General features: G+C 70.3%; 20 protein-coding genes. 11 read left to right on the top strand and 9 right to left on the bottom strand.

The genetic code is table 11. The features are described 5' to 3' along the window. The first annotated feature begins 1 nt into the window (after position 1). Positions 2 to 964 carry a LysR family transcriptional regulator gene (locus O9Y01_RS22790; protein WP_269633949.1) on the top strand — a complete coding sequence of 321 codons (963 nt, stop codon included), beginning with the start codon at positions 2 to 4 and terminating at the stop codon, positions 962 to 964. A gap of 371 nt (positions 965 to 1,335) precedes the next feature. Here the strand turns inward: O9Y01_RS22790 and O9Y01_RS22785 are convergent, their stop codons facing one another. The 4 genes from O9Y01_RS22785 to O9Y01_RS22770 form a co-directional block, all read right to left on the bottom strand. Beyond that, positions 1,336 to 2,745, bottom strand: coding sequence for an FG-GAP repeat domain-containing protein (locus O9Y01_RS22785; protein ID WP_269633948.1), 1,410 nt, complete (start codon positions 2,743 to 2,745; stop codon positions 1,336 to 1,338). Positions 2,746 to 2,758: 13 nt separating this feature from the next. Next, positions 2,759 to 4,231, bottom strand: coding sequence for an FG-GAP repeat domain-containing protein (locus tag O9Y01_RS22780; protein ID WP_269633947.1), 1,473 nt, complete (start codon positions 4,229 to 4,231; stop codon positions 2,759 to 2,761). 63 nt (positions 4,232 to 4,294) lie between these two features. Next, positions 4,295 to 6,940 carry a sensor histidine kinase gene (locus O9Y01_RS22775; RefSeq protein WP_269633946.1) on the bottom strand — a complete coding sequence of 882 codons (2,646 nt, stop codon included), beginning with the start codon at positions 6,938 to 6,940 and terminating at the stop codon, positions 4,295 to 4,297. A gap of 269 nt (positions 6,941 to 7,209) precedes the next feature. Then, the gene (locus O9Y01_RS22770) at positions 7,210 to 9,180 is read right to left on the bottom strand and encodes a peptidase U32 family protein (RefSeq protein WP_269633945.1); all 1,971 of its coding nucleotides are present in this window, start codon (positions 9,178 to 9,180) and stop codon (positions 7,210 to 7,212) included. 131 nt (positions 9,181 to 9,311) lie between these two features. Between O9Y01_RS22770 and O9Y01_RS22765 the strand changes: the two genes are divergently transcribed. The 4 genes from O9Y01_RS22765 to O9Y01_RS22750 all read left to right on the top strand — a co-directional run bounded on the left by O9Y01_RS22765 (position 9,312) and on the right by O9Y01_RS22750 (position 13,765). Then, the gene (locus O9Y01_RS22765) at positions 9,312 to 10,268 is read left to right on the top strand and encodes an ABC transporter ATP-binding protein (protein WP_269633944.1); all 957 of its coding nucleotides are present in this window, start codon (positions 9,312 to 9,314) and stop codon (positions 10,266 to 10,268) included. A gap of 14 nt (positions 10,269 to 10,282) precedes the next feature. Further along, positions 10,283 to 11,593: an ABC transporter permease gene (locus O9Y01_RS22760; protein WP_269633943.1), complete on the top strand. Its 1,311-nt coding sequence runs from the start codon at positions 10,283 to 10,285 to the stop codon at positions 11,591 to 11,593. A 304-nt stretch (positions 11,594 to 11,897) separates the two neighbouring features. Beyond that, a complete protein-coding gene (locus O9Y01_RS22755) occupies positions 11,898 to 12,923 on the top strand; it encodes a hypothetical protein (protein WP_269633942.1) in 1,026 nt (341 codons plus the stop codon). Continuing rightward, positions 12,920 to 13,765: a hypothetical protein gene (locus O9Y01_RS22750; protein ID WP_269633941.1), complete on the top strand. Its 846-nt coding sequence runs from the start codon at positions 12,920 to 12,922 to the stop codon at positions 13,763 to 13,765. The genes O9Y01_RS22755 and O9Y01_RS22750 overlap by 4 nt, the downstream gene beginning before the upstream one ends. Positions 13,766 to 14,013: 248 nt before the next feature. Here the strand turns inward: O9Y01_RS22750 and O9Y01_RS22745 are convergent, their stop codons facing one another. Next, the gene (locus tag O9Y01_RS22745) at positions 14,014 to 15,063 is read right to left on the bottom strand and encodes a S1C family serine protease (RefSeq protein ID WP_269633940.1); all 1,050 of its coding nucleotides are present in this window, start codon (positions 15,061 to 15,063) and stop codon (positions 14,014 to 14,016) included. A 133-nt stretch (positions 15,064 to 15,196) separates the two neighbouring features. On the opposite strand from O9Y01_RS22745, the gene O9Y01_RS22740 reads away from it, so the two are divergent. From O9Y01_RS22740 to upp, 3 genes are read left to right on the top strand one after another with little or no spacing between them, the layout of a single operon-like run. After that, positions 15,197 to 15,931, top strand: coding sequence for a DUF1624 domain-containing protein (locus tag O9Y01_RS22740; protein WP_269633939.1), 735 nt, complete (start codon positions 15,197 to 15,199; stop codon positions 15,929 to 15,931). Continuing rightward, on the top strand, positions 15,928 to 16,674 hold the full coding sequence (rlmB, locus tag O9Y01_RS22735; RefSeq protein WP_269633938.1) for a 23S rRNA (guanosine(2251)-2'-O)-methyltransferase RlmB: 747 nt from the start codon (positions 15,928 to 15,930) through the stop codon (positions 16,672 to 16,674). The genes O9Y01_RS22740 and rlmB overlap by 4 nt, the downstream gene beginning before the upstream one ends. A gap of 36 nt (positions 16,675 to 16,710) precedes the next feature. Continuing rightward, the gene (gene upp / locus O9Y01_RS22730; protein ID WP_269633936.1) at positions 16,711 to 17,343 is read left to right on the top strand and encodes a uracil phosphoribosyltransferase; all 633 of its coding nucleotides are present in this window, start codon (positions 16,711 to 16,713) and stop codon (positions 17,341 to 17,343) included. Between the two features lie 109 nt (positions 17,344 to 17,452). Here upp and O9Y01_RS22725 read toward each other — a convergent pair whose 3' ends face one another. From O9Y01_RS22725 to O9Y01_RS22710, 4 genes are all read right to left on the bottom strand, one after another. Then, entirely contained in the window at positions 17,453 to 18,013 is a 561-nt protein-coding gene (locus O9Y01_RS22725; RefSeq protein WP_269633935.1) for a PEP-CTERM sorting domain-containing protein, read from the bottom strand. Between the two features lie 76 nt (positions 18,014 to 18,089). Continuing rightward, on the bottom strand, positions 18,090 to 18,617 hold the full coding sequence (locus tag O9Y01_RS22720; protein WP_269633934.1) for a chromate transporter: 528 nt from the start codon (positions 18,615 to 18,617) through the stop codon (positions 18,090 to 18,092). A 1-nt stretch (position 18,618) separates the two neighbouring features. Then, positions 18,619 to 19,197, bottom strand: coding sequence for a chromate transporter (locus O9Y01_RS22715; RefSeq protein WP_269633933.1), 579 nt, complete (start codon positions 19,195 to 19,197; stop codon positions 18,619 to 18,621). Further along, positions 19,197 to 20,204: a D-2-hydroxyacid dehydrogenase family protein gene (locus tag O9Y01_RS22710; protein ID WP_269633932.1), complete on the bottom strand. Its 1,008-nt coding sequence runs from the start codon at positions 20,202 to 20,204 to the stop codon at positions 19,197 to 19,199. The genes O9Y01_RS22715 and O9Y01_RS22710 overlap by 1 nt, the downstream gene beginning before the upstream one ends. A gap of 226 nt (positions 20,205 to 20,430) precedes the next feature. Between O9Y01_RS22710 and O9Y01_RS22705 the strand changes: the two genes are divergently transcribed. Genes O9Y01_RS22705 through O9Y01_RS22695 form a run of 3 tightly spaced genes read left to right on the top strand, consistent with a single transcriptional unit; the run spans position 20,431 to position 25,878 of the window. Next, positions 20,431 to 22,302, top strand: coding sequence for an O-linked N-acetylglucosamine transferase, SPINDLY family protein (locus O9Y01_RS22705; RefSeq protein ID WP_269633931.1), 1,872 nt, complete (start codon positions 20,431 to 20,433; stop codon positions 22,300 to 22,302). A 19-nt stretch (positions 22,303 to 22,321) separates the two neighbouring features. Continuing rightward, the gene (locus O9Y01_RS22700; RefSeq protein WP_269633930.1) at positions 22,322 to 24,655 is read left to right on the top strand and encodes a type I secretion system permease/ATPase; all 2,334 of its coding nucleotides are present in this window, start codon (positions 22,322 to 22,324) and stop codon (positions 24,653 to 24,655) included. 20 nt (positions 24,656 to 24,675) lie between these two features. Beyond that, complete coding sequence (locus O9Y01_RS22695) at positions 24,676 to 25,878, top strand: HlyD family type I secretion periplasmic adaptor subunit (RefSeq protein WP_269633929.1); 1,203 nt, start codon at positions 24,676 to 24,678, stop codon at positions 25,876 to 25,878. Positions 25,879 to 25,885: the final 7 nt, after the last annotated feature.

Raw genomic sequence — 25,885 nt, 5'->3', positions numbered from 1 at the left:
CGTGCTGCCGCCTTCGCTGCCCGAGGGCGGCGGCCGTTCGCCCGAGCTCCAGCATTTCCGGGCCTTCGAGGCCATCCACCGCCTGGGCGGCCTGACCGCCGCGGCGCAGGAGCTGGGCATGACCCAGCCGGCCTTGTCCAAGGCCCTGGGCCTGCTGCGCCGCTACTACGGCGACGAGCTCTTTGTGCGCAGCAAGCAGGGCATGCGGCCCACGCCGCTGGCGCGCCGCCTGGCGCTTGACGTGCAGCAGCTGGTCGGCCTGGTCCAGGAGCGCCTGCGCGCGCCCTCGGGCTTTGATCCGGCGCGCTCCTCGCGCACCTTCCGCATCAGTTGCACCGAGGTCGGCGCCATCCACTTCATGCCGCGCCTGCTCGCTGCGGTGCGAGACAGCGCTCCGGGCGTGCGCTGGGAGGTGGTGCCCCTGGCCGGCGACGCGCTGGGCGGCCTGCTGGCCTCCGGCGAGATCGACCTGGTGCTGTCGGCCTACCAGGCCCAGCGGCCGGGGCTCAGCTCCCAGGCGCTGTACAGCGTGGGGCACCGCTGCCTCGTGCGCGTGGGCCACCCACGCATTGGGCAAGACCTGACCCTGGAGCGATTCTGCGCCGAGAAGCACGTCGTGGCCTCGATCAGCGACACCCAGCATGCCTACCGTCGGGTGGAGCAGGCCATCGTCCAGACGGCGGGTGAGGGCGCCATCGGCCTGCGGGTGCACTCGCTGCTGACCGCGCCCTTCATCGTGGCGCAGTCCGACCACATCTTCACGGCTACCGAGCAGATCGCCCGGCAGATGGCCCAGCTGCCGGGCCTGCGCCTGCTGCCCTGCCCCCTGACGCTGCCGCCCATCGTCGTCTACCAGTACTGGCACAGCCGCCAGGACCAGGACCCGGCCATTGGCTGGCTGCGGGCGCTGGTGGCGCAGCACTTCGCCCAGCCCCTCCCTGAGGTCCATGCCGCCCAGGCATGAGGCCCATGCCCGCTCCGGCATCTTGCTTGCGCGCCCGCGCGGCAGGCCTTGCAATGCGCGCACGACGGCAGTCGTAGCTCAGGAGAGAGGAGTCCCGCCGCCCCGGTTTGCAGGGGCAGTCCGGCTGACGAGACCAAGGCGTCGGCCTGGATGCGGGCAGGGGAGGGACAGTGGAGGCTGATCCTTCCGCGGACGGGCCCCGCGGCTGATGCGGCGGGGCCCCGTTCCTTGCCGGGGCCGCGACCGAGGCCTGCGGGTGTCAGGTCTTGCCTGCCCCGTTCACACCATCGTCACGATGGGCGCCACCTTGGGCAGGCGGATCTCGAAGCGGCTGCCCTGGGCGGGGCAGCCGGGCCGTTCGGGGCAGGGGCTCAACGCGCCGTTGCCCGCTGCTGGCCCCGCCGCCAGGGGCTTGCGATGGATGAATAGTCACTGGGCATTGCGCCGCCGAACCATTCCGTATCCAAGGGGTAGGGGGCCTCGACCCACCGCCCCTGGCTCCATGTCAGGCCGATATAGGTAAAGCAGCCGGGTTCGCTGAGGGTTCTGTCAACGCGCAACAGGGCGAACGGCGTCTTGTGCTGCGGGATGTAGGTCGCGCGCGAATAGTAGAGGTGTGGGGGTTGCCACAGATTCTCCTGCAGGTTCCAGGTGGCGCGCGGCCAGGCCCCGTCCATCGCCCAGAGGCTGACGCCATCAAACAGGAGGTCGTCCTTGCCGTCACCGTCGATGTCCAGCACCTGCTCTGAGGTGCCGGACTGGTTGTACGGCCTTCCGGTGGCCAGCAGGCGTTCCTCCAGGACCTTCCCGTCGCGCAGCAGGCGGATGAAGTTCCGGCCGTTGTCGATCTGATCGTCCTGGCGCAACAGGAGGTCGGCGTGGCCGTCGCCGTTGAAGTCACCCACTGCCAGCAGGACCCCAGCCGGGACGACGGTCACGACCTGGCGCGGGCTGGCACCGTTCATGTACCAGATGCTCAGGGGCTCGCGGCGTGCATAGTCCCAATTGAAGGAGGTGGAGCTATACGGGGACAACTCGGTTCGCCGGCTGGTGATGAGGTCCGCGCGGCCGTCTCCGTCGGCATCCACCACCGCCAGGATGCGCTCCCGGCCCCGCCACGACGGGCGGGCTGGATTGTCGATCAGGACATGCCGGCTCCGGAGCCGGGTGCCGTCCATCAGCAGCAGTGCATAGACCGGGTCCTCGTCGCCCCATTCATTGCTGACCGTCAGAAGATCGGGGCGACCATCGCCGTCGAAGTCGGCCGCGGCGATGACGCGCTCGCCCTCTGCCAGAGGAAGCCGCACACGCTGCACCAGCCGGGCGCCGTCCAGCAGCATCAGATCCGTCCACAGCGCGGGAATGGGACCGGCCCAGGAGATGGGTTGAGCCTCCACCACCAAGTCGGCCTTGCCGTCGCCATCGAAGTCCGCGGTGTCCTGCAGGTGGTACCGGACCGGGAAGCCCGTCGAGGGCAGGGGACCGCCAAGCGCCAGGCGCTGCGGCTTGTCCGCCGCGGCCTGCAACCCGATGTAGATACCGGCGAAATTGCTGCCCTCATCAATGAGTTCGCCCGACCAGATCAAGTCGATGCGGCCATCGCCATCGAAGTCCCCGGGGATGGCCCCCTTGCGCGAGGCCGCCAGGCGGCTCGTCGCCAGAGGGCTGCGCAGGGCCGTCGGCGCGTCGGAGGGGAGGTCCACGCTGCTGCTGCCACCGCCGCAGGCCGAGATCGCCATGGGAAGGGCGAGCGCCAGCAGGCGCCACGTTCGGTTCCACATAAAGGTCCTCATGTCAGTAGCGCGGCGAGCAGCTCAGTCCTGCAACGGGGGGGCCACCAGCGACTAGACGCCATCCAAAGAGCTGCTTCCAATCGCAGCGCGCGACGCCCCAGCGCTCCTCCACGACCGCGTAGGCCTTGGGATCGGTGACAAGCTCCTTGGCCCAGCGCTTGTCCAGCCCCTGCATGCTCCAGGCGACCGTGCGGCCGGTGTCGTCCCGCCGCCAGATCAGGTCGCTGCGCCCGTCGCCGTCGAGGTCGAGCGTGCCGACCAGTCGATAGGGGGAGCCTGACAGCAAGGGCGCCGTGGCCTTGGGCCAGACGCCATCCATCAACCAGGCCGTCGTGGTGCGCTCCAGATGGTTGAACCAGATCAGGTCCTGCTTGCCGTCGCCATCCAGGTCCGCCGTGCCGGCGAGCGACCAGGCGCCGGTGGGATCGTCCATCAGCGAACGCGTCTCGAACTGACCCCAGCCGGTGGTGGCCCAGGCCTGGAAGCTGCGTGTCGTGGTGTCCTCGACGATGAGATCGGCGCGGCCATCGCCATTGAGATCGACCGCCGCCAGCACCAGCTGCCCCAGCGGCAGCGGGCGCCGCAGCTCCGGACGGGCGGTGGCCGCGAAGGGGCTGGAGCGCAGGATCAGGCTGCCCATGCCGTCGCTGCCCGGCGCGGGCGTGCAGCATTGGCCGATCACCAGCGGGCGTCGCTCCAGAAGCAGGTCCGGCCGGCCATCGCCGTCCAGGTCCGCCAGTCCGATGAGGCGGGTGACGAGGCCATCGCCCGCGTCCGGCTCGGACGCCTTGTCCAGCAGGGTCCAGACGCGCCGGACCTGGCCACCGTCCATCAGCAAGGCATTGACGCGGATCTCCTCATAGTCACGCTTGCATTGCCAACCGAAGGAGCCCGTCCAGTTGCAATTCGGTGTCTTGCCGATGCCGACCACGAGGTCTGCCCGGCCATCTCCATCGAGATCGGCGATCCCTCGCACCCAGGCGTTGGAGCGGCCATCCAGCCCCGGCAGGGAGTAGCGCAGCGGGGCCTGGTCGCCCCGGTTCAGCCAGACCTCGTAGGCCTGGGTAGGCTCGTTCACCATGAGCAGGTCGGTTTTGCCATCACCGTTGAAGTCGGCGTAGCCGCGTACCGCCCAGCCCTCGCCGGCGGCGGGCTGGGGCTCGAGGCGGTGCGTGTCCGTCACGTTGGGACCGTCGAGCCGCCACCAGGTCTGGACCGCGCTGCCGCTCTCCGGCTGCTGGACATTCCACAGCAGGTCCGCGCGGCCGTCACCGTCGAAGTCGGGTGAGACGGTGCTCCGCCGCGACGCGCTGGTCAGCGGCTTGGCACCGGGCCGGGCCTGGGCCGAGGCCTGGAGGCTGGGGCCCGCGGCAGGTGCAAGCGCGGGCAGTGGCGGTGGTCCGTCCTGCCTGCAGCTGCTGCCCGACATGGCGAGCAGCAGCAGCCAGACGCGGCTGCATCTGATGATCTTCATTGTTATCCGTCCCTTGAGTGGGCGCGATGATAGCCGAGCCCCCCGCCCGCTCCAGCGCCCCGCTTACACCATCGTGACGATGGGCGCCACCTTGGGCAGGCGGATCTCGAAGCGGCTGCCCTGGCCGGGCTCGCTGTGCAGGCTGATGCTGCCCCCCAGTACCGTGCTGACCAGGTTGTAGACGATGTTCAGGCCCAGCCCCGTCCCGCCGCGGCCCATCTTGGTGGTGAAGAAGGGGTCGAAGGCGCGGCGCCGCACCTCCTCGCTCATGCCAATGCCGTCGTCCTCCACCACCAGCAGGTAGTCGCTGGCGCCGAGGCTGCGGGCGCTGATCTTCACGCGGCCCTGTTCGCGGCCCTCGAAGGCATGGAGCAGGGCGTTGAGCAGCAGGTTGCCCAGCACCTGGCCCAGCGGCCCGGGATAGCCTTCCAGCGTGTCCGCGACATCCAGCTCGGACTCCAGCAGCCAGGGCGTGGTCTTCCAGCGGGCGCGCAGCAGGCTGATCACGTCGCCGACGACGGCGTCCAGCGCATAGCTGCGCCGCTGCATGCTGGTCTGGTCGACCGAGAGCTGCTTGAAGTGGCTGACCAGCTCGGTGGCCGTGCCCAGGCCGCGCAGCATGATGTCGCAGGCCTGGCCGGCCTCCAGCAGATAGGCCTCCAGCGAGGAGCGCCGCATCTGGCCGCTGCCGAATTCCTGCCGGATCTCATCGGTGCGCTCCTGCAGGGTCGAGGCCGTGGTGAGGCAGTTGCCCAGGGGCGTGTTCAGCTCGTGGGCCACGCCGGCCACCATGGAGCCCAGGCCGGCCAGCTTCTCGGAACGCAGCAGGCCGTCCTGCGCCTCCTTGAGGTTGCGCAGCGCCTCGCGCAGCTCCAGCGTGCGCTGCTGGACGCGGGACTCCAGCTCGGCGTTGAGCTGGCGCAGCTGGGTCTCGGCGGCGCGCTGGGCGCTGATGTCGCGCGCCACGCCCAGATAGCCGATGGCCTGGCCGTCCCGGGCGCGCACATGGCTGACGCTCAGCGAGACCCACAGCCGGCGGCCGTCCTTGCGGAGGTAGCTCCACTCGCGCGTCTCGCTGCCCAGCTCGCGGGCCAGCAGCACGAAGGTCTCGAAGCCCTCGACGGTGGTGCCGCGCAGCCGGCTCAGCTCCGCCGCACGCTGCTGGACCTCGCCCGGGTCATGCAGACAGGCCGGTGAGCGCCCCAGCAGCTCGGCCTCGGCATAGCCCAGCATGTGCTCGGCGCCGCGGTTGAAGAGCAGGATGTGGCCGGCCATGTCGGTGGCGATGATGGCGACCTCCTGGGCCGCGTCCAGCACGGCCTGCAGGCGGTCGCGCGCCGTGCTGAGCTCCAGCTGCGAGCGCCGCAGGGCGGCCTCGGCCTCCTTGGCCGGGGTGATGTTGCGCCCGGTGCCGCGGTAACCCTTGAAACGGCCTTCGGCATCGAAGATGGGCACGCCCGAGATGCTCACATGGCGGACGCCGCCGTCGGGCGTGCGCTGCGCATACTCGAAATCGCGGAAGGGTTCGCGGCGCGCCAGCACGGCCTTGTGCGCCTCCCAGTCGGTGCCGGGCAGCAGGGCGGGGGAGTCCCAGCGGTGATGGCCCAGCACCGAGCTGCTCTGCACTTCCGTGGCTTCCTCGGCGATGCGCGAGATGTAGGTGAAGCACAGCTGCTCGTCCTGCTCCCAGACCCAGTCGGAGGCCAGGGCGGCCATGCTGCGGAAGCGTGCCTGGGATTCCTCCAGCTGCGCCCGCATCAGCTGACCTTCCTGGATCTCGCGGGCCAGGGTTCCGTTGCGCTGCTGCAGGACGCGGCTCTGCCAGACCAGCAGGGCCAGCAGCAGGCTCAGGACGGTGCCGGCGGCCAGCGCGGTCAGGACCTCGGGCGAGTCCCAGCGGAAGGGCTGGTCCAGCCAGCCATCGGCAGGCTGGGCGGCCAGCAGCCAATGCCCGCCCGGCACCTCCACCCGCTGCTGGACCAGTTCCTGCGGTGGCTGCTTCAGCAGGGCGGACTGGCCCCAGATCAGGCGCCCGGCTTCCTTGCCGCCCTTGGATTCCGTCAGCAGCAGGTGCAGCTCGGGATGGGCGCCCAGGCCGGCATCGGCCATGAAGCGGTCCAGGTCCGCCACCACCGACACCATGCCCCAGTACCGCGGCGGCGCGGGCGGCGGGTCACGCAGGAAGATGGGATTGCGCAGGATCAGGCCCTGGCCGCCCTGCACCAGCTGCACCGGGCCCACCAGCACGGCCGACTGGCTTTCGCGCGCCTGCTGCACCTGGCGCCATTGCGCGGGCACGCTGCGGTAGTCCAGCCCCAGCGCCCGTTCATTGCCGGGCAGCGGGTAGACCAGGCGCACCACGTCATCGGGCGCGATGGCGATGCTGCGGACCTGGGGATAGAGCTTGAGCGCCTTCTCCGTCAGCAGCGCGAAGCGGGCCTCGCTGATCGCGCCATCGAGCTGGATCATGGCCTCGAGCGACTGGCTGGGGGCGAAGGTGTTGCGGGCCGCCAGCTCCAGGCGGCTGCGCAGCAGGTCCAGCTGCCCGGCCACGCGCTGGCGCTCCTGTTCGGCGGCCTGGCGGGCATCCAGGCGCGCCAGGGTCGCGCAGACCAGCAGGCTCAGCACCAGGCTCAGCGCCACCGGCCAGTAGCCGGTGCCCAGGGCGATCCAGCCGCGAAAGAGGCGGTGCGGCAGGGCTTCAGCCATGGCCGGAACCTCTCGGGCGCGGGGATGGAGATGCGGAAAGCGGCATGCCGGACTGCAGGGGAAGCAGGGGTCCGCCCCACGGTATCACAGGCCGGTCCCGCCGCGCAGCGTGTCAATGCGGGGGGCGTGCCGGGCTTCACGCCGTGCCCTCAGGGGCGGGCGCCGCCGTACGGCAGGGCGTCCCGCGCGAGCCCGGGCGGGGGGCGGGACTGGTGCGCCGCTCTGTGCGCCGCCCGGTGCTCCGTTCAGTGCTTCGTTCAGTGCTTCGTTCAGTGCGCGGTCTTGGGCCGGGCCCTGTAGAACTGGATGGGGGCCGCCGGCAGCTGCTGCAGCACGCTCTTCTTGATCTTGCCGACCACGTGCATCTCGCAGGGCTTGCAGTCGAAGCGCAGGGTGAGCTTTTCCTTGCCGTTGACCAGCTGCAAGGGCTCGGCCCGCACCGTGCCCTGCACGCCGGTCACGCCCTTGGCCTGCTTGGGGCACAGGGACAGGGAGTAGCGCACGCAGTGCTTGGTGATCATCAGGCTGACCTCGCCGTGCTCCTCGTGGCTCTCGTAGGCGGCCTCGATCACCCGCACGCCGTGGCGGGCATAGAAGTCGCGCGCGGGGTGGTTGAAGACATTGGCCAGGTAGGAGAGCGTGTCGTCCGGATAGGGCACCGGCGGTTCCACCGGCCGAGCGCGCGGCAGGCGGGGCAGGGCGGCCAGGCGCGCAGCCTCCAGCTGCTCGACGGCCTCACGGCGCAGGGCATTGAGCTGGCTGGCCGGCACGAACAGGGGGCGCGACCACAGCAGGCTCAGCTCGCGCGCCTCGAAGACCGTGGTGCCCAGCTTGCCGAGCGCCTCGCGCGCGCTGGCCTCGGCTCGCTCGGCCTGCTGTGCGGGCTGCTTGTCCAGGGGCATCTCGACATAGGCGGCATGACCGTCCTCGTCCGTCAGCTGCAGGGCGAGGCCCTCGGGCGTCTCCATGAGGCTGACGTCCAGGGCGATGCGGCGCTCGGCCGACTTCTTCTCCAGCAGCCGGTCCCAGGCCATGTCGCGGTTGCGGGACAGGGCCACGCCACGGCGCAGGTCCTTCAGCTGCGCCATGGCCTCGTTGGGCTCGACGCGCCAGCGCCGGCCCTTCGCATCCAGCGGCGTGGCCACGTTGACGCGCAGGCCCACCAGCTCCTTTTGCAGGTCCAGGTAGGTGAGGGCGTCGCCGTTGTTGAGCGGGCTCACGCCCTCGTCCAGCTCCAGCTCGAAGCCCTCGCCGTCGACCTTGCCGACCCAGCCCAGCGGCAGGCCGGCGTGCTTGGGGGTGTCGAAGGCACCGATGTCTTCCTTGCGGCCGGTGACGAAGTAGTCGGTGCTGCCGCGGTTGAAGCTGCGGTCGGGGTCCGGCGTGAAGAAGAGGCGGGTGCGGCCGCTGGAGGCGCGCGCCAGGCCGGGGCGTTCCTCCAGGATCGCGTCCAGCAGCTGCCGGTAGTGGCCGGTGATGTTCTTCACATAGCCCATGTCCTTGTAGCGCCCCTCGATCTTGAAGCTGCGCACGCCGGCATCGACCAGGGCGCGCAGATTGGCGCTCTGGTCGTTGTCCTTCATGGAGAGCACATGCTTCTGGTGGGCCACGATGCGGCCTTGCGCGTCGAGCACCTCGTAGGGCAGGCGGCAGGCCTGCGAGCAGTCGCCGCGGTTGGCGCTGCGGCCGGTGTGGGCATGGCTGATGAAGCACTGGCCGCTGTAGGCCACGCACAGGGCGCCGTGGATGAAGAACTCCAGCTGCGCGCTGCTCAGCGCCTCGGCCATGGCCCGGATCTGCGGCAGGGTCAGCTCGCGGGCGGCCACGACCTGCGAGAAGCCGGCGTCCTGCAGGAAGCGGGCCTTCTCCGGCGTGCGGATGTCGCATTGGGTGCTGGCATGCAGCTGGATGGGCGGCAGGTCGATCTGCGTGAGGCCCATGTCCTGCACGATCAGGGCGTCGGCGCCGGCCTCGTAGACCTGCCAGGCCATGCGGCGGGCATCCTCCAGCTCGTCGTCGCGCAGGATGGTGTTGAGGGTGATGAAGATGCGCGAGCCGTAGCGGTGGGCGTGGCGCACCAGGCGCTCGATGTCCTGGATCTCGTTGCTGGCGTTGTGCCGGGCGCCGAAGCCGGGGCCGCCGATGTAGACGGCGTCAGCGCCGTGGTTGACGGCTTCGATGCCGATGTCGGCGGTCTTGGCCGGGGCCAGGAGTTCGAGGTGCTTGGGCGATGCGCTCATGGCCTCGATTTTATCGGCGCCCTGTGGCTGTCGATTCATCGCACGGGCTGACCGTTCGTCCCCACGGCAGGCGCCGGCGGCGGGGCGGCTGCCTAGACTGCGCCCATCCAGACTTTTCATGGAGTGACGGCATGAGCGACCCCTCGGTGATCCTGCAGGCACGCGGCCTGCGCAAGCGCTACGGCACACAGGAGGTGGTCCGGTCCATGGACCTGAGCCTGCGGCGCGGCGAGATCCTCGGCCTGCTGGGGCCCAACGGCGCGGGCAAGAGCACCACGGTGTCCATGATCGCGGGTCTGATCGAGGCGGACGGCGGCGATTGCCTGATCGACGGCCAGCCCGTGCGGGGCGATGCCGACCCGCGCAAGGGCCTGCTGGGCCTGGTGCCCCAGGAGCTGGCCCTGCACGAGACGCTCAGCGCGGCCAGCAATCTGCGCGCCTTCGCGGCCCTGTACGGCCTGTCCGGCCAGCGCCTGGCGCAGCGGGTGGACGCCGCCCTGGACATCGCCGGTCTGCGGGACCGCGCCGGTGATGCGGTGGCCGAGTTCAGCGGCGGCATGAAGCGCCGCCTGCACATCGCCTGCGCCCTGCTGCACGACCCCGCCATCGTGATCCTCGACGAGCCCACCGTGGGCGTCGACCCCCAGAGCCGCAACGCCATCTTCGAGGCCCTGCTGGCCCTGCGCGACGCCGGCAAGGCCCTGCTCTACACCACGCACTACATGGAGGAGGCGGAGCGCCTGTGCGACCGCCTGCTCATCGTGGACCACGGCCAGGTGGTGGCCGCCGGCCGCACCCATGAGCTGCTGGATGCGGCCGTGCTGGTGCCCACCGTCTGCCTGGACCTCGACCGGGCGCCGCCAGCGGGCCTGGCCGAGGCCCTGGGCCGGCTGCCCGGCGTGCAGCTGCTGGCCGGCGGCGAACGCCCGCAGCAGCTGCGCCTGGAGCTGGCCTCGCTGGTGCAAGGCCTGCCGGCCGTACTGCAGTGCCTGGCCGGCCAGGGCCTGGGTCTGCAGGGCCTGCAGACCGAGCGGCCCAGCCTGGAGCAGCTCTTCCTGTCCCTCACGGGACGTCAATTGCGCGATTGAGCGAGGGGACGAACATGATGCATGCATTGATCGCGCTGGTGCGCACCCAGCTGCAGCTGTACCTGAAGAACCGCAAGGCCCTGATCACCCATCTGCTGATGCCCGTCCTGATCGCCACCTTCTTCGGCAGCCTCTTCGGCGGCAGCGGGGACCGGGAGATGGCGCGGCTGAAGGTCGCCTGGGTCGACGAAGACGGCTCCGCGCTCAGCCAGCGCATCGGCCAGCAGCTGCAGCAGGACGGCAAGCTGGCCGTGCAGGTGATGACACGCGCCGAGGCCGAGGCCGCGGTCCGCAAGGGGGAGCGCCGTGCGGCCCTGCTGATGCCGGCCGGCTTCGGCGCCCAGGCCTCGCGCTGGTGGGACCGCCGCCAGCTGCCCGAGGTGCAGCTGTGGTACGACCCGAGCGAAGCCCTGTCGGCCCAGCTGCTGGAGGGCCTGCTGGCCCAGCACGCGATGCGCGAGACCCTGGCACAGGGCTTCAAGTCGGGCCCGGGCGCCGGGGGGCTTGCGACCCTCGAATCGGAGCTCGAGGCGAGCGAGCTCCCGCCCCTGCGCCGAGAGCAGCTCAAGGTCCTGGCCCGCACGGTGAACGAGCTGCAGACGCCGCAGCCGGGTGAGGGGCCCGCCACGGCTGCATCCGGGGGTGCGTCGGGCGGCGCTTCGCCCGGCGAGGTGCTGAGCCTGCCGTACGCGCTGAAGACCCAGGCCCTCAGCGCCGGGCAGGCAGGCTACAACGGCTATGCGCACAGCTTCTCGGGCATGGGGGTTCAGTTCGTCCTGATGCTGGGCGTGGAGCTGGGCGTGGGGCTGCTGATGGCCCGGCGCAGCGGCATGTGGCAGCGTCTGCGTGCTGCACCGCTGTCCAGGGGGCTGCTGCTGGGCAGCCACTTCCTGAGCATCTGGATCATCGCCTCGGTCGTGCTGCTGGTCGTGATGGCCGCGGGCATGGCGCTGTTCGGCTTCCGCGTGCAGGGCAGCCTGCCGGGTTTCTTGCTGGTGGTGCTGGGCATGGGCGCCTTCACCGCGGGCTTCGGCCTGGCCCTGGCGGCCATGGGCGGCTCGCCGGAAGCCACCCGCGGTCTGGCCATCATGGCTTCGCTGATGCTGGTGATGCTGGGCGGCGCCTGGGTGCCCAGCTTCGTCTTCCCGGCCTGGCTGCAAGACCTGACCCTGTGGGTGCCGCTCCGCTGGGCCGTCGACGGCCTGGATGCCATGACCTGGCGCGGCCAGGGCCTCGGCACGGCGGCCCTCGCGGCGGCGGTGCTGTTCGGCAGCGCCCTCCTGCTCACCGGCCTGGCCCTCTGGCGATTCCGCTGGCGCGAGTAAGCCGCCTGGGCCGGGGCAAGACCTGACCCTGCGCAACGAGGCGGGATTCCGGATGTGCGCCAATCGCCCAGGCGGCACGAGGCGCCAGCGCGGGGGTGTCATCCCGGGTGTTCCGGCGGGCGTTGCGCTGATGCGTGTCATCGCTCGTTTGCACCCCGGGCCGGAGACTCTGGCCTGACCCGGCCGAGGCGCCGTTCAGGCCCCCCTCGGGGGGAAGACTCGAGCGTCCGGCGGCGGCCTACACTGCCTCGCGCCCTTTCACCGAAACGTTCCCTCAATCAATCTGTGATCCAGGGAGGATCCCATGAATACCCAGCGTCTCTTGCCTTCCAGCCTTTCCCTTCTGACGACGGCCCTGCTGCTGAGTGCCTGTGGCGGCGGCGGCGGCGGTGGTAGCGGCACGGACCCTCAGCCCGGCCGCCAACCGCTGGCCATCACCAGCAGCAACTACCAGACGGTGGCTGCGCAGGGCGTGGGCGCCGGCACCTACATGATGAGCGCGGGGGCCGGTAACGTGCTGGGCGTCGACGCCCAGGCCCTGCCGCAGCCCCTGTGGGTTGCGCAGCAGCAGGCCCTGCGCCTGGCCGAGCGCTTCAAGCAGGCCCAGGGCACGGCCCTGGTGCAAGGTGCCACGACCACCGTGGTGCAGACCTGCAGCCTGGGCGGCAGCGTGGAGGTCACCATCAATGACGCCAACGGCAACCAGCTCCTCGATTCCGGCGACAGCATGGCCTTCAAGGCCTCCGCCTGCAAGGAAGCCGAGGGCACGCTGGACGGCACCATGGACTACTCGCTGAAGGCCGTCAGCGGCAACTTCGGCAGCAGCCAGTACACCGCCACCATCGGCGTCAAGCTGGGCAATCTGCGCGTGACCTCCTCCAGCGGCGCCGTGACCGGCCAGGGCGAGTTCCAGATGACCATCGCGACCACCGGCGTCAATGTCACCTCGGTGGCGATGAGCATCCCGACCTTCACCACCAGCGGCACGGTGGCGGGCAGCAGCTTCCAGTCCAGCATCACCGGCTTCAACCTGAACGTGAGCACGGTGGCCAGCGGCTTCGGCTATCGCGCCACGCTCACTTTCGGCGGCACGGTGAACAGCACGGCGCTGGAGTCGCGTGACATCACCGTGTCCACGCCGGTGGCGCTGGTGCAGGAGTCGTCGCTCGGCTACCCGAGCAGCGGTCAGGTCCTGGTCAAGGGCGCCAATGGCAGCCAGGTGCGCGTCACCGTGCAAGGCAGCGGCAGGGCGCTGCTCGAGCTGGACGCCAATGGCGACAACGTCTTCGAGACCAGCACCACCAAGTCCTGGGCCGAACTGCAGCGATGAAGCCGGGCCTGACGCCCCCGCCGCAGGGCCTGTGGCGGATGCTGGTGCCAGGTCTTGCCTTCCTGGCCCCGGCGGTGCAGGCCGCCTGCGTGCCGTCGCAGCTGGACCTGGGCCTGGGCGCCCAGGCCAGCCGCTGGCACGAGGAGGGCGAGAGCGGGGAGCGGCTGCTGTCGGAGCGTGGCACGCTGCGTGCGGCCTCCCTGGCCGTCGGCCTCCCGTGTGCAGGGCTTCAATGGGTGGCGCAGCTGGACCTCGAGTCCGGCACGCGGGACTACCAGGGTCGCAGCACGACCGGCGCCCCCCTGAGCACCGAGAGCCGCGTGCGCTCCCAGCGCCTGCAGCTGCAGGCCTGGCGCCCGTTCGAAGGCAGCGCCTGGTCTGTGGGCGCCCGCCTGGGCTGGGAGCCCGACAGCCGCCGCGCGCTGGCCTCCGTGGGGGCCGTGCAGGGCTACGAGGAAAGCCGTGATCGCTGGCGCCTGGGCCTGGGCGCGCGCTGGCAGCATGAGCTGCCCGCCGCCTGGCAGGGCCGTTGGGAAGCATGGCTGGACAGCGGCCCGCGGGCGCGCCTGAGCCTGGACGGCGAGGCCTTCGGGGCCCGTGCCGTCCGGCTGGAGGAGGGCCGCTGGTCGTCTCTGGCCCTGGCCTGGACCCTCAGCCCCGCGCCCCAGGCCGGGCGCTGGCAGCCCTGGCTGGGCTGGCGCTGGGAAAGCCTGCGCAGCCGCGCGGGCGAACCCGTGGCGGTCCGGATGGACTCCGGGCGCCTGCTGGCCGTCTCGCAGCCGGCCTACCGCCAGTCGGACTGGCGGCTCGTGGCGGGGCTGCGCCTCACGCTGGACTACTAGCCAGGCTCGCGACCCTCCAGCGGCCCTGCGCGGCCGCGTCCATCGTTCTATTCATGAATCCCCCCTTGGGCTCCCCGGCCCGAGTGCCCTGGTTCTTCTTTCGCGTGGGCGCAGGGGCGCCTGGTGGAGCGGTGGCCTGGTCCGGCCAAAAATGGGCCAAAAATGGACCTAAGGCGCCGGTCGGGCAGCTTGGCGGTGATCGGGGCTAACCCTGAGGGTCAAGACCTGACCCCGTGGCGCTGCAGGCTTCAGTCGCTGGACGCGCCCAGCACCACGGCCTGCTTGCGCGTCTTGCCCTTGTTCCACAGGGTCAGGGTCACCCGTTCACCGACCTGGCGCTTTTCCAGCAGGGCCAGCATGTCGTCCAGGTCCTTGATGGGCTCGTCGTTGAGCGCGGTGATCACGTCACCCTGCACGATGCGGCCGTCGCGGCCCCGGTGGAAGGCCTGCAGGCCGCTCTCGGCGGCCGGGCTGCGCGGGCCCATGCCCACGATGGCCACGCCACGGGGCAGCTGCAGGGCCTGGTGCAGCTGGGCCGGGCCGGCACTCACGCCGAGCGCAGGGCGGATGAAGCGGCCGTCCTTGATCAGCCGGGGCACCACGCGGTTGACCTCGTCCACCGGAATCGCGAAGCCGATGCCCGCGCTGGCGCCGCTGGGGCTGTAGATCTGCGTGTTGACGCCGATCAGGCGGCCCGCGGAGTCCAGCAGCGGGCCGCCGGAGTTGCCGGGGTTGATGGCCGCGTCCGTCTGGATCACCCCACGGATGGCGCGGCGGTTCACCGACTCGATCTCGCGGTTGAGCGCGGAGACGATGCCGCGGGTGAGCGTCTGGTCCAGGCCGAAGGGATTGCCGATGGCATAGACGCCCTGGCCCACCTGCAGCTCGCGGCTGCTGCCCACGGGGATGGGCTGGAGCTTGTCGCGCGGGGCCTCGATGCGCAGCACGGCCAGGTCGCGGTCGGGGAAGGCGCCGACCAGGCGGGCGCTGTAGCTGCTCTGGTCCGCCAGGGTGACCCGGGCCGCGTCACCGCCCTGGATCACGTGGAAGTTGGTGACGATGTGGCCCTGCTCGTCCCAGATGAAGCCGGTGCCCGTGCCGCGAGGGACCTGCTCGACGTTGAGCGAGAAGAAGTCGCGCTGCATGTCCAGCGTGGTGATGTGCACGACCGAGGGCGAGACGCGCTTGAAGACGCTGATGTTGTTCTGCTCGGCGGCATCCAGGGGGCCGCGCGGGGTGACGGGCCGGGGCTGGGCGTTCGCCGTCCAGGCCAGGCAGGTGGCCAGCAGCAGCGCCATCGGAGCGCTCCGGAGGGAAGGGCGGGGCAGGGCGGGCATTCTTGGGTGGGTGGGACGGGGTCAGGTCCGAGAATGAGAGCAGGGCTTCATTATTCAAGACTTAGACTGCGCCCCTTGCCGTCCTTTGCCTGACATGAGCCACGCCACGCCGCCACCGTTCCCCCGCGATGACCGCCTCGATGCCCTGCGCGGCCTGGCCATGGTCTGGATGACGGTCTTCCACTTCAGCTTCGACCTGCAGCACTACGGCTTCTTCAGGGCCGACTTCTACGGCGATCCCTTCTGGACCTGGCAGCGCAGCTGCATCGTCAGCCTCTTCCTGCTGTGCGCGGGCATGGGGCAGGCGGTGGCCCTGGCCCAGGGGCAGGGCTGGCCGCGTTTCTGGCGGCGCTGGGGCCAGGTGGCGGGCTGCGCCCTGCTGGTCAGCCTGGGGTCCTGGTTCATGTTCCCGCGCTCCTTCATCAGCTTCGGTGTGCTGCATGGCATGGCGCTGATGCTGATCCTGCTGCGCTGGGGGCTGCCGCGCCTGGGGCAGGGCGCGCTGCTGGGTCTGGCCCTGGGCTGCTTGCTGCTGCCGGTCTTCGTCCAGCACCCCTTCTTCGACACGCGCTGGACCAACTGGGTGGGCCTGGTGACCCACAAGCCCGTCACCGAAGACTACGTGCCCGTGCTGCCCTGGCTGGGCCTGATGCTGGCTGGTGCGGTCCTGGCGCGCTGGCTGCTGCCACGGCTGGGGGCCGCGCGGCCTTCGGGCCCCCTGCGCCGCGGCCTGGCCCTGCTGGGGCGCTGGAGCCTGAGCTACTACATGGTCCACCAACCGGTGCTGATCGGCGGGCTGATGCTGTGGCAGGCGACAATGCGGGGATGAGCGCCAAACACATCCTCTTCGGCTTCCATGCCGTCACCGTGCGGCTGAAGACCGCGCCCCAGTCCATCAGCGAGATCCATTTCGAGGGCGCGCGCCGTGACCAGCGCATGCGCCAGTTCCTGGACCGCGCCCGCGAGGCCGGCGCCAAGCTGGTGGAGAGCGATGGCGATCGCCTGGCCGCCCTGGCGGGCAACAGCCGCCACCAGGGCGTGGTGGCCCGCTGCACGGCCGTGGCCCAGCAGCACTCGCTGGACGATGTGCTGGACGGCGTGGAAGGCGCACCCCTGGTGCTGGTGCTGGATGGCGTCACGGATCCCCACAACCTCGGCGCCTGCCTGCGGGTGGCCGACGGTGCGGGAGCCCATGCCGTCGTCGCGCCCAAGGACCATGCGGTGGGCCTCAATGCCACCGTGGCCAAGGTGGCCAGCGGTGCGGCCGAGACCGTGCCCTACCTGATGGTGACCAACCTGGCGCGCACGCTCAATGAGCTCAAGGAGCGCAATATCTGGGTGATCGGCACCTCGGACCAGGCCGAGAAATCCATCTACGACCTGGACCTCAAGGGCCCCATCGCCCTGGTGCTGGGCGCCGAAGGCGAGGGCATGCGCCAGCTGACGGCCAAGACCTGCGACGAGCTCGTGCGCATTCCCATGCAGGGGGCGGTCGAGAGCCTCAATGTGTCCGTCGCGGCAGGGGTGTGCCTCTACGAAGCCCTGCGCCAGCGCGGGGCCGGCTCGCGATAATCCGGCCCATCAACGATTCACGAGACCCCAAGCACCATGGCTGTCATTGAAGTCCGTCACCCCCTGGTCAAGCACAAGATCGGCCTCATGCGCGAGGCCGACATCTCCACCAAGAAGTTCCGCGAGCTGACCGGCGAGGTCGCCCGCCTGCTGGCCTACGAGGCCACCGCCGACTTCCCCCTGGAGACGACCACCCTCAACTGCTGGAGCGGCCCGACCGAGGTCGAGCAGATCGCCGGCAAGAAGGTCACCGTGGTGCCCATCCTGCGCGCAGGCCTGGGCATGCTGGACGGCGTGCTGGACATGATCCCCAACGCCAAGATCAGCGTGGTGGGCCTGGCCCGCGACCATGAGACCCTGCAGCCGGTGCACTACTTCGAGAAGTTCGTCGGCCATCTGGAAGAGCGTACGGCCCTGGTGGTGGACCCCATGCTGGCCACGGCCGGCTCCATGATCGCCACGCTCGACCTGCTCAAGCGCCGCGGCTGCAAGGACATCCGCGCCCTGGTGCTGGTCGCCGCGCCCGAGGGCGTGGCCGCGCTGACGAAGGCGCACCCGGACGTGCGCTGCTGGACCGCGGCCATCGACAGCCATCTCAACGAGAACGGCTACATCATCCCCGGCCTGGGCGATGCCGGCGACAAGATCTTCGGCACCAAGGAAGGCTGAGCCGCCTTTAGCGAGTTCGCGAATTTACGAACTCGCGAACTCGCGATGATCCCCATGAGAAAGGGCGCCCCTGAGGGCGCCCTTTTTGATGGCGGCGAGCCGCAGGGGGTCAGGCCTTGCGCTGGCGACGAACCAGGCCTGCCAGGCCCAGGCCCAGGCCGATCAGGGCCAGGGAGGCGGGTTCCGGCACGGCGCTGGCGGCGGCGCTGTACTCGACCACATAGCCATTGCGCTGCCAGGTGTTGGCCGGGCCGCCGTGGTCGTTCCAGAGGCCGAAGCCGCCGTAGTTGATGTGGACGTAGTCCTCGCCGCCACAGCAGTTGTTGGGCTCGCCGGGGGCCCAGCTGGTGAAGCTGAAGTCCTGGCCGGTCTCGGGGCCGGTGCGCCAGGTCCAGTGGTTCACGGCGTCACCGTGGTCCGAGCCGCCGATCCAGGCCAGCTGGCCGCCCGCGGTGGTGGCGACGAAGCTGTTCTCGTCCGCGCTGGTGATGGTGGTGAGATAGCCCGTCATGCCCAGGTAGCTGTGGCTGGCGGCCAGGGTGAAGGCGTCCTCGGCCGAGACGGCGTCGGCGAAGTACTCGTAGTAGTGGCCGTTGGCGGCGTTCAGGACCGGGGCGGCCTGCACCGCTGCTGCGGCCAGCAGGGCGAGGGAAAGAGCCAGCTTCTTCATGGTCTTGGAAGCGGAGGGGGAAGGAGCCGGCAGTATCACTGGCACCTCCGCGGCGGCCACCCCGCGTTGACGGGGGTCAGTGCATCCAGACGGCCCCGACGATGCCGCCCAGCAACACCATCCAGACCACCGACAGCCGCGTTCTCAGGGTCAACACCAGAGTCCCGGCGACCAGCGCCAGCGTGGCCAGGCGGCGGTCGGCCTGCTGCAGATAGGGCGCCGCCAGCAGCCAGCCGGTGGCGATGATCAGGCCCAGCGTCAGGGGCTGCAGGCCCAGGGTGAAGGCGCGCACGAGGCGGTCTTCCTGGTGGGCGCGTGCCCAGCGGGTGGCCACCAGCACCAGGGTGGTGGAGGGCAGCATGATGCCGCCCATGGCCGCCAGCGCGCCCGGCAGGCCCGCCACCTGGTAGCCCAGCACGGCGACGAAGAGGATGTTGGGGCCCGGCGCCGCCTGCGCCAGGGCGATGGACTGGGTGAAGCTCTCGTCGCTGAGCCAGCCCCGGTCGCCCACCAGATAGCGGTGCATCTCCGGCGCCGTGGTGATGGCCCCACCGATGGCCAGCAGGGAGAGGGCCAGGAAATGCAGGAAGAGGTCCAGCAGCATGTCAGTCCTGCGGCGGGCCCAGCCGGAGGTAGACCAGGGCCATGCCCAGGCCGCCCAGCCCCAGCACGATCCAGATCAGGGGCCAGCGCAGCAGGGCGATGGCCGCGAAGGCGAGGGCGGCGAAGGCCAGGGCCGCCGGCCGCCTCAGGGGGTGCTGCTTCAGCGTGCCCAGCAGCTTGACGCCGGTCGCGAGGATCAGGCCGGCCGACACCGCGCCCATGCCGCGCAGGGCGCCCTGCACCACGGGCTCGTGCAGCCACTGGCCGGCCAGGGCGGTGAGCCCCAGCACGATCAGACAGGGCGCGGCGAACATGCCCGCCACCGAGGCAAAGGCGCCGCGCAGGCCGAAGAAGCGGTCACCGATCATCAGGGAGATGTTGACCACATTGGGGCCCGGCATGACCTGGGCCACGGCCAGCACCTCCATGAACTCCTGCTTGCTGAGCCAGCCCAGGCGCTCTACCAGCTCGCGCTGCGCCACGGCCAGCACGCCGCCGAAGCCCTGCAGGGCGAGGCGGTTGAAGGCGAGGAACAGGGCCCAGGGGTGGGCCGGGGCCGGGCGCTGGCCCTGCTCATCCATCAGCGCAGCGCCTTCAGGGCGTCGGGGTTGACGATGTTGCTGGGCTCGCCGCGGACGAAGTTCAGCACATTGTCGAAGGCGGCATCGAAGTAGAGCTCGTAGCTGTCCTGTTCGACATAGCCGATGTGCGGCGTGCACACGGCGTTCTCCAGGCGCAGCAGGGGGTGGCCCTGCAGGATGGGCTCGCTCTCGAAGACGTCGATGGCGGCCATGCCGGGCCGGCCGCGGTTGAGGGCGGACACCAGGGCGCCTTCGCTCAGCAGCTCGGCGCGCGAGGTGTTGACGAACAGCGCCGTGGGCTTCATGCGGTTGAGGTCGTCCAGGGTGACCATGCCGCGGGTGTCCTCGCACAGGCGCAGGTGCAGGCTCAGCACATCGCAGTGGGCGAAGAAGGCCTCGCGGCTCTCGGCGGCCATGTAGCCGTCCGCCATGGCACGCGCGCGGCTCGACTCGCTGCCCCAGATCAGCACCTGCATGCCGAAGGCGCGGCCGTAGCCGGCCACCAGCTGGCCGATGCGGCCATAGCCCCACAGGCCCAGGGTCTTGCCCCGCAGCAGCATGCCCACGCCGAAGTTGGGCGGCATGGACGCTGCCTTGAGCCCCGACTGCTGCCAGGCCCCGTGCTTGAGATTGCCGATGTACTGCGGCAGTCGGCGCATGGAGGCCATGATCAGCGCCCAGGTCAGCTCCGCCGGGGCGATGGGGGAGCCCACGCCCTCCGCGACGGCGATGCCCAGGCGGGTGCAGGCCTCGACGTCGATATGGGGCCCCACCCGGCCGGTCTGGGCGATCAGCTTGAGCCGGGGCAGCTTCTCCAGCAGCTGGCGGGGGAAATGGGTGCGCTCGCGGATCAGCACCAGCACCTCGGCATCCCGCAGGCGGACGGACAATTGCCCGATCCCCTTCACCGTGTTGGTGAAGACCTTGGCATTGAAGGGATCCAGCTTGCTGGCGCAGCGCAGCTTGCGCACCGCATCCTGATAGTCGTCGAGAATGATGATATTCATGGCATGCTCGTGGCATTGTGCCTTCTAAATCAAGGCATTGGGCATGAGACTGCGAGCAATTCATTAGATTTTTGGCTGCCCGTCGCACACCGTGATGCCGGTCATGGTTCACGCCGTGATGGCGGGTGAATACCGCTCAATTGGCGGGATCGATTCCGAGGGCTCTCCCTAAGATGGCTGGCAAGCGCAACTGTTTGCCTGCCCTCGCGGAAGCAGGCGCCTCGCCATGGACATGTCACAACCCGCTGCTGCACTGCTGGACCAGGCCGCCTCGGCCGAGGCCGTTATCGCCCGCGCCCGCGCCGGCGCCATGCCTCTGCAGGAACTGATGAGCCTGGCGCACCAATGGCAAACGGGAGGCCGGCAGGCCGACTGCCTGGCGCTGTACGAGGCCTGGGTCGAGAGCAACCAGAGCCCCCAGCGCCTGCTGGCCCTGTTCAACTGGGGCACGGTGCTGGGCGAGATGCGCCGGCATGCCGAGGCCGAGGCCGTGTACCTGCGCGCCCTGGCCCTCAACCCGGATTTCGCGCAGGCCAAGCTCAACCTGGGCCACCAGCTGGAGCACCAGGGCAAGACGGCCGAGGCCCTGGCCCAGTGGCAGGCGGTCTATGACGCCGGCGAGCTGATGGCCATCGGCGCCGAGCCCATCGACCTGCGCCTGCACGCCCTCAACAATGCCGCCCGCCTGCTGGAGAGCGAGCGCCGCCTCGATGAATCCGAGGCGCTGATGAAGCGCAGCCTGCTGCTCAAGCCCGAGCAGGGCGACGTGCAGCAGCATTACGTGCACATCCGCCAGAAGCAGTGCGAGTGGCCCATCTACCAGCCGGTGGGTGAGGTGACGCACAACCAGCTGCTGGTCAACACCTCGCTGCTGGCCACGCTCAGCGCCACCGATGACCCGGCCATCCAGCTGATGGTGGCTCAGCGCTTCGTCAACGAGCGCGTCGTCAAGTACAAGGGCAAGCCCTTCCACCAGCTGCATGCGCGGCCGGCGGGGGAGAAGATCCGCATCGGCTATCTGTCCGGCGACCTGCGCATGCATGCCGTGGGCCTGCTGACGCCCGAGCTCTTCGAGCTGCACGACCGCAGCCGCTTCGAGGTCCATGCCCTGTGCTGGAGCAAGGAAGACGGCACGGCCCAGCGCACCCGCATCCTGAAGGCCATGGACCGCTTCATGCCCCTGGCCGGCGTGGACGACCAGCAGGCCGCGCGGCAGATCGCCGAGGCCGGCATCGACGTGATGGTCGACCTCCAGGGCCTCACCAGCGGCGCGCGCCCCAACATCCTGGCCTACCGCCCGGCGCCGGTGCAGGTGGGCTATCTGGGCCTGCCGGCCACCTCGGCCCTGCCGGGGGAGGACTACATCATCGCGGACCGCTTCACGATGCCGCCGGAGTACCTCCCGCTGTGCACCGAGAAGCCCATCTACCTGCCCCACTGCTACCAGGTCAGTGACCGCCAGCGCGAGGTCGGCCCCACGCCCGAGCGCGCCCGCTACGGCCTGCCCGAGGACGCCTTCGTCTTCTGCAGCTTCAACAACAACCACAAGTACACGGAAGAGATGTTCTCGGCCTGGATGCAGATCCTGCAGCAGGTGCCGGGCAGCCTGCTGTGGCTGCTGGCGGACAACCGCTGGGCCGAGGCCAACATGAGGGCCGCCGCCCAGGCCCGGGGCGTGGCGCCGGAGCGCCTGCACTTCGCGCCGCGCGTGGCGCCGCCGGAGTACCTGGCGCGCTTCCAGCTGGCCGATCTGGTGCTGGACACCTTCCCCTACAACGCCGGCACCACCGCCAGCGACTGCCTCTGGATGGGCACGCCCATCCTGACCCGGGCCGGCCGCTGCTACATCTCCCGCATGGCCGGCAGCCTGCTGACGGCCGCCGGACTGCCGGAACTCGTGACCTATTCCCTGCCGGAGTACGTCGAGCGCGCCGTGCAGATCGGCCGCCAGCCCCTGCGTGCGGCATCCTACAAGCGCTACCTGCGCGAGCAGGGCCGGCAGACGCCCCTGTTTGACATTCCCGCCCTGGTGCGCGATCTTGAGCATGAATTCGAGCGCCTGGTGCTGGAGCACCGGCGCAAGGCCCCGGGGGCCTGACGCCCGGTAGGGATCCCCAGTGAGTCAGCGACACGATTCCTTCTTCGATGGCGGCAAGCCCCCCCGCGGGGCGGCGCTGCACCTGGCCGCGGCGCCCGAGCCGCAGGCCGGGCGCGAGCATGCCGTGCCCGAGGGAGACATCGGTGACCCGCTGCTGCAGGCGCTGGTCTGGCTGACCCAGCACCATGGCAAGGCCCGCTCGCCGGCCTCCCTGCGCGCCGGCGTGCCCACCGACGGCCCGCTGGCGCCCAACCAGGCCATCCGCATGATGCGCGAGGCCGGCTACGAGGCCGGCATGCTCTCCAAGGGCCTGGCCGAAATCAACCCGCTGGTGCTGCCCGCCGTGCTGCTGCTGCATGGCGGCGACGCCTGCGTGCTGGTGTCCCGCCGCGAGGTGGAGGGCCAGCAGGCCTTCGAGGTGGTCTTCCCCGGCCCCGAGGCCAAGGCCTGCGTCGTGGCCCAGGCCGAGCTGGAGGGTGAGTACAGCGGCTTCGCCCTGGTGGCCACGCCCAAGGAAGTCTCCCAGGCGGACCCTCGCCATCACGCCTTGCTGGCGGGGCAGGGCAGCCACTGGCTGTGGGGCACGCTCAAGCGCTTCATCCCCTACTACCGCGGCGCCATGACCGCGGCCCTGCTGAGCAATCTGCTGATGATGGTCAGCGGCCTGGTCACCAGTGTCATCTACGACAAGGTCATCCCCCACCACGACGCCATGGCCACGCTGTGGACCCTGGCCATCGGGGCCTCCCTGGCGCTGATCTTCGACCTCTTCGCCCGCCAGCTGCGCGCCCACCTGATCGACCTCGCCGGCCGCAAGGCGGACCTGATCATCGGCTCCATGCTCTTCAAGCAGACCCTGCTGGTGCGCATGGAGCACAAGCCCGCCTCGGCCGGCTCCTATGCCCACTACCTGGGCCAGGTGGAGACCGTGCGGGAGTTCTTCACCTCGGCCAGCATGTCGGTGGTGTCGGACCTGCCCTTCATCGTGCTTTTCGTGGCCATGACCTTCATGCTGGGCGGGCCGCTGGGCTGGGTGGTGGCGCTGGCGGTGCCGGGCCTGGTGCTGCTGACCTTTGCTCTGCAGAAGTACCTGCGCAATGTGGTGCGGGCGAACATGGCGGAGCAGGCCGAGCTGCAGGGCTCCCTGGTGGAGGTGGTGGAGGGGCTGGAAGACCTCAAGACCTCCGGCGCGGAAGGCCGCTTCCTGCACCGCTACGAGATCAGCAATGCCGTGGCCGCCGAGTCCGGCCTGCGCATGCGGGCCATGCATGCCTTCACCAACAACCTCACCATGACCATGCAGCAGGCGGTGACCCTGGTGATGCTGGTCTGGGGCGTCTACCTGATCCAGGACCGCATCATCTCCGCCGGCGGCCTGATCGGTGCGGTGATGTTCGCGACCCGCGCCATCGCCCCGCTGGGCAGCGTGGTGAGCCTCACGGCCCGCTACCAGAGCGCGCGTGCGGCCATGCTGTCGCTGGACGAGGTCATGAAGAAGCCCGTCGAGCGCGCCTCGGACCGCAACTACGTGCCCATGAGCGAGTTCAGCGGCCGCATCGGCCTGCGCGAGGTGGGCTTCTCCTATCCGATGACTGGCGAGCATCAGGCGCCCAAGGTGCTCAAGGGCGTGAGCCTGCGCATCGAGCCCGGCGAGCGCATCGCCGTGCTGGGGCGCATCGGCAGCGGCAAGTCCACCGTGCTGCGCCTGCTGGCCGGGCTCTACCAGCCCACCGAGGGCATGGTGGAGATCGAGGGCATCGACCTGCGCCAGATCGACCCGGCCGAGTTCCGCGCCCATGTGGGCTTTGTCTCGCAGGAGCCCAAGCTCTTCCACGGCACGCTGCGTGACAACGTCGCCATGGGCCGGGCTGACGTCGATGCGGGCCGCCTGGTCGAGGTCGCCAAGCTGACGGGCCTGGACCGCGTGGTCGCCGGCCATCCCCTGGGCTGGGACCTCCCCGTGGGCGAGATGGGCAGCCTGCTGTCCGGCGGCCAGCGCCAGATGGTGGCCCTGGCCCGCGCCCTGGTGAACCGGCCCAAGCTGCTGCTGATGGACGAGCCCACCAGCTCCATGGACGCCCAGTCCGAGATCCTCTTCCTGCGCCAGCTGCGCGACGCCGCCCAGCAGTGCACCCTGCTGGTGGTGACCCACCGCCCGGCCGTGCTGGAGCTGGTGCAGCGCATCGTCGTGATGGACAACGGCAAGCTGGTCATGGACGGCCCGCGCGATCAGGTCCTGGCGGCGCTGTCCGGCGTGCGGCCCGCCGCGCCCGACCCCGCGGCGGCCGCCCAGGCCTCCAATCTGCACATGCACCCGGCGGCGCAGCCGGTGCAGCGCTCGCCATCCGTCTGAACACCGAACGAGGGCGCTGAGTGGCTTCTTCCTCCCGTGACGAAGGTCTGTTCCTGAGCAGCCTGGCGGCCGCACAGGTCGACGAGCCGCTGCCGCGCGTGATGTGGGCCGTCTACCTGATGCTGGCGGCGGTCGTGGCCGCCATCGTCTGGGCCTCGCTGGCCCAGGTCGACATGGTCAGCCGCAGCGAGGGGCGGGTGGTGCCCGACGGCAAGGAGCAGGTCATCGCCAGCCTGGACTCCGGCCTGCTGCGCGAGCTGCTGGTCCGCGAAGGCCAGCAGGTCGAGGCCGGCCAGGAGCTGGTGCGCCTGGACCCCACGCGGGTCGAGGCCCAGCAGAACGAGGGCCAGCTGCGCGAGCTGGCCATGATGGCCCAGGCCGCGCGCCTGCAGGCCGAGGCCAATGGCACGGCGCTGAAGTTCCCCGAGGAGCTGAAGGCCGCCCCTGCGCTCACCGCCGCCGAGACCCAGGCCTTCCAGGCCCGCCAGCGCCTGCTGGAGGAGTCGCTGGCGGGCATCGACCGCAGCGCGGCCCTGGTGGGCAAGGAGCTGAAGGTGGCCCAGGAGATGTCGGCCAAGGGGCTGATGTCGGACGTGGAGGTGATGCGCCTGAGCCGCCAGGTCAACGAGATGCGCCAGTCCCGGGTGGAACGCCAGGGGCGCTTCCGCCAGGAGGCGATGAGCGAGCTGGTCAAGCTCCAGAACGACCTGGCCATGATGAAGCAGCAGCAGGTGGTCCGCAAGGACGCCCTGGACCGCACGGTGCTGCGCTCGCCGGTGCGGGGCCTGGTCAAGAACATCCGGATCAACACCATCGGCGGCGTCGTGGCCATGGGCTCGCCCATCATGGAGATCGTGCCGCTGGGCACGCGCATGCTGGTCGAGGCGCGGGTCAGCCCGGCGGACGTCGGCTTCATCCAGGTGGGGCAGCATGCCGTGATCAAGCTCTCGGGCATCGACTTCAACGCCCTGGGCGGCCTGGAGGGCAAGGTCGAGCAGATCAGCCCGGACGCCATCGGCGAGGCCAACCCGCTGGGCAATGACGGCCGCTACTACCGCACCCTCATCCGGGCCGAGCAGAACAACATCCGCTACAAGGGCGAGACCCTGGCCATCATCCCCGGCATGACGGCTTCGGTGGAGATCAAGACCGGCGAGCGTTCAGTGCTGAGCTTCCTGCTGCGGCCCATGATGCGTTCGCGCGAGGCCCTGCGCGAGCGCTGAGCCCCGC

Origin of the sequence: Pelomonas sp. BJYL3 (assembly GCF_027257975.1) — a bacterium.
Lineage (GTDB): Bacteria > Pseudomonadota > Gammaproteobacteria > Burkholderiales > Burkholderiaceae_C > Roseateles_B > Roseateles_B flavus.
Note: the sequence above shows the minus strand (reverse complement) of the source record. Positions and strands in the feature narration are given on the sequence as shown.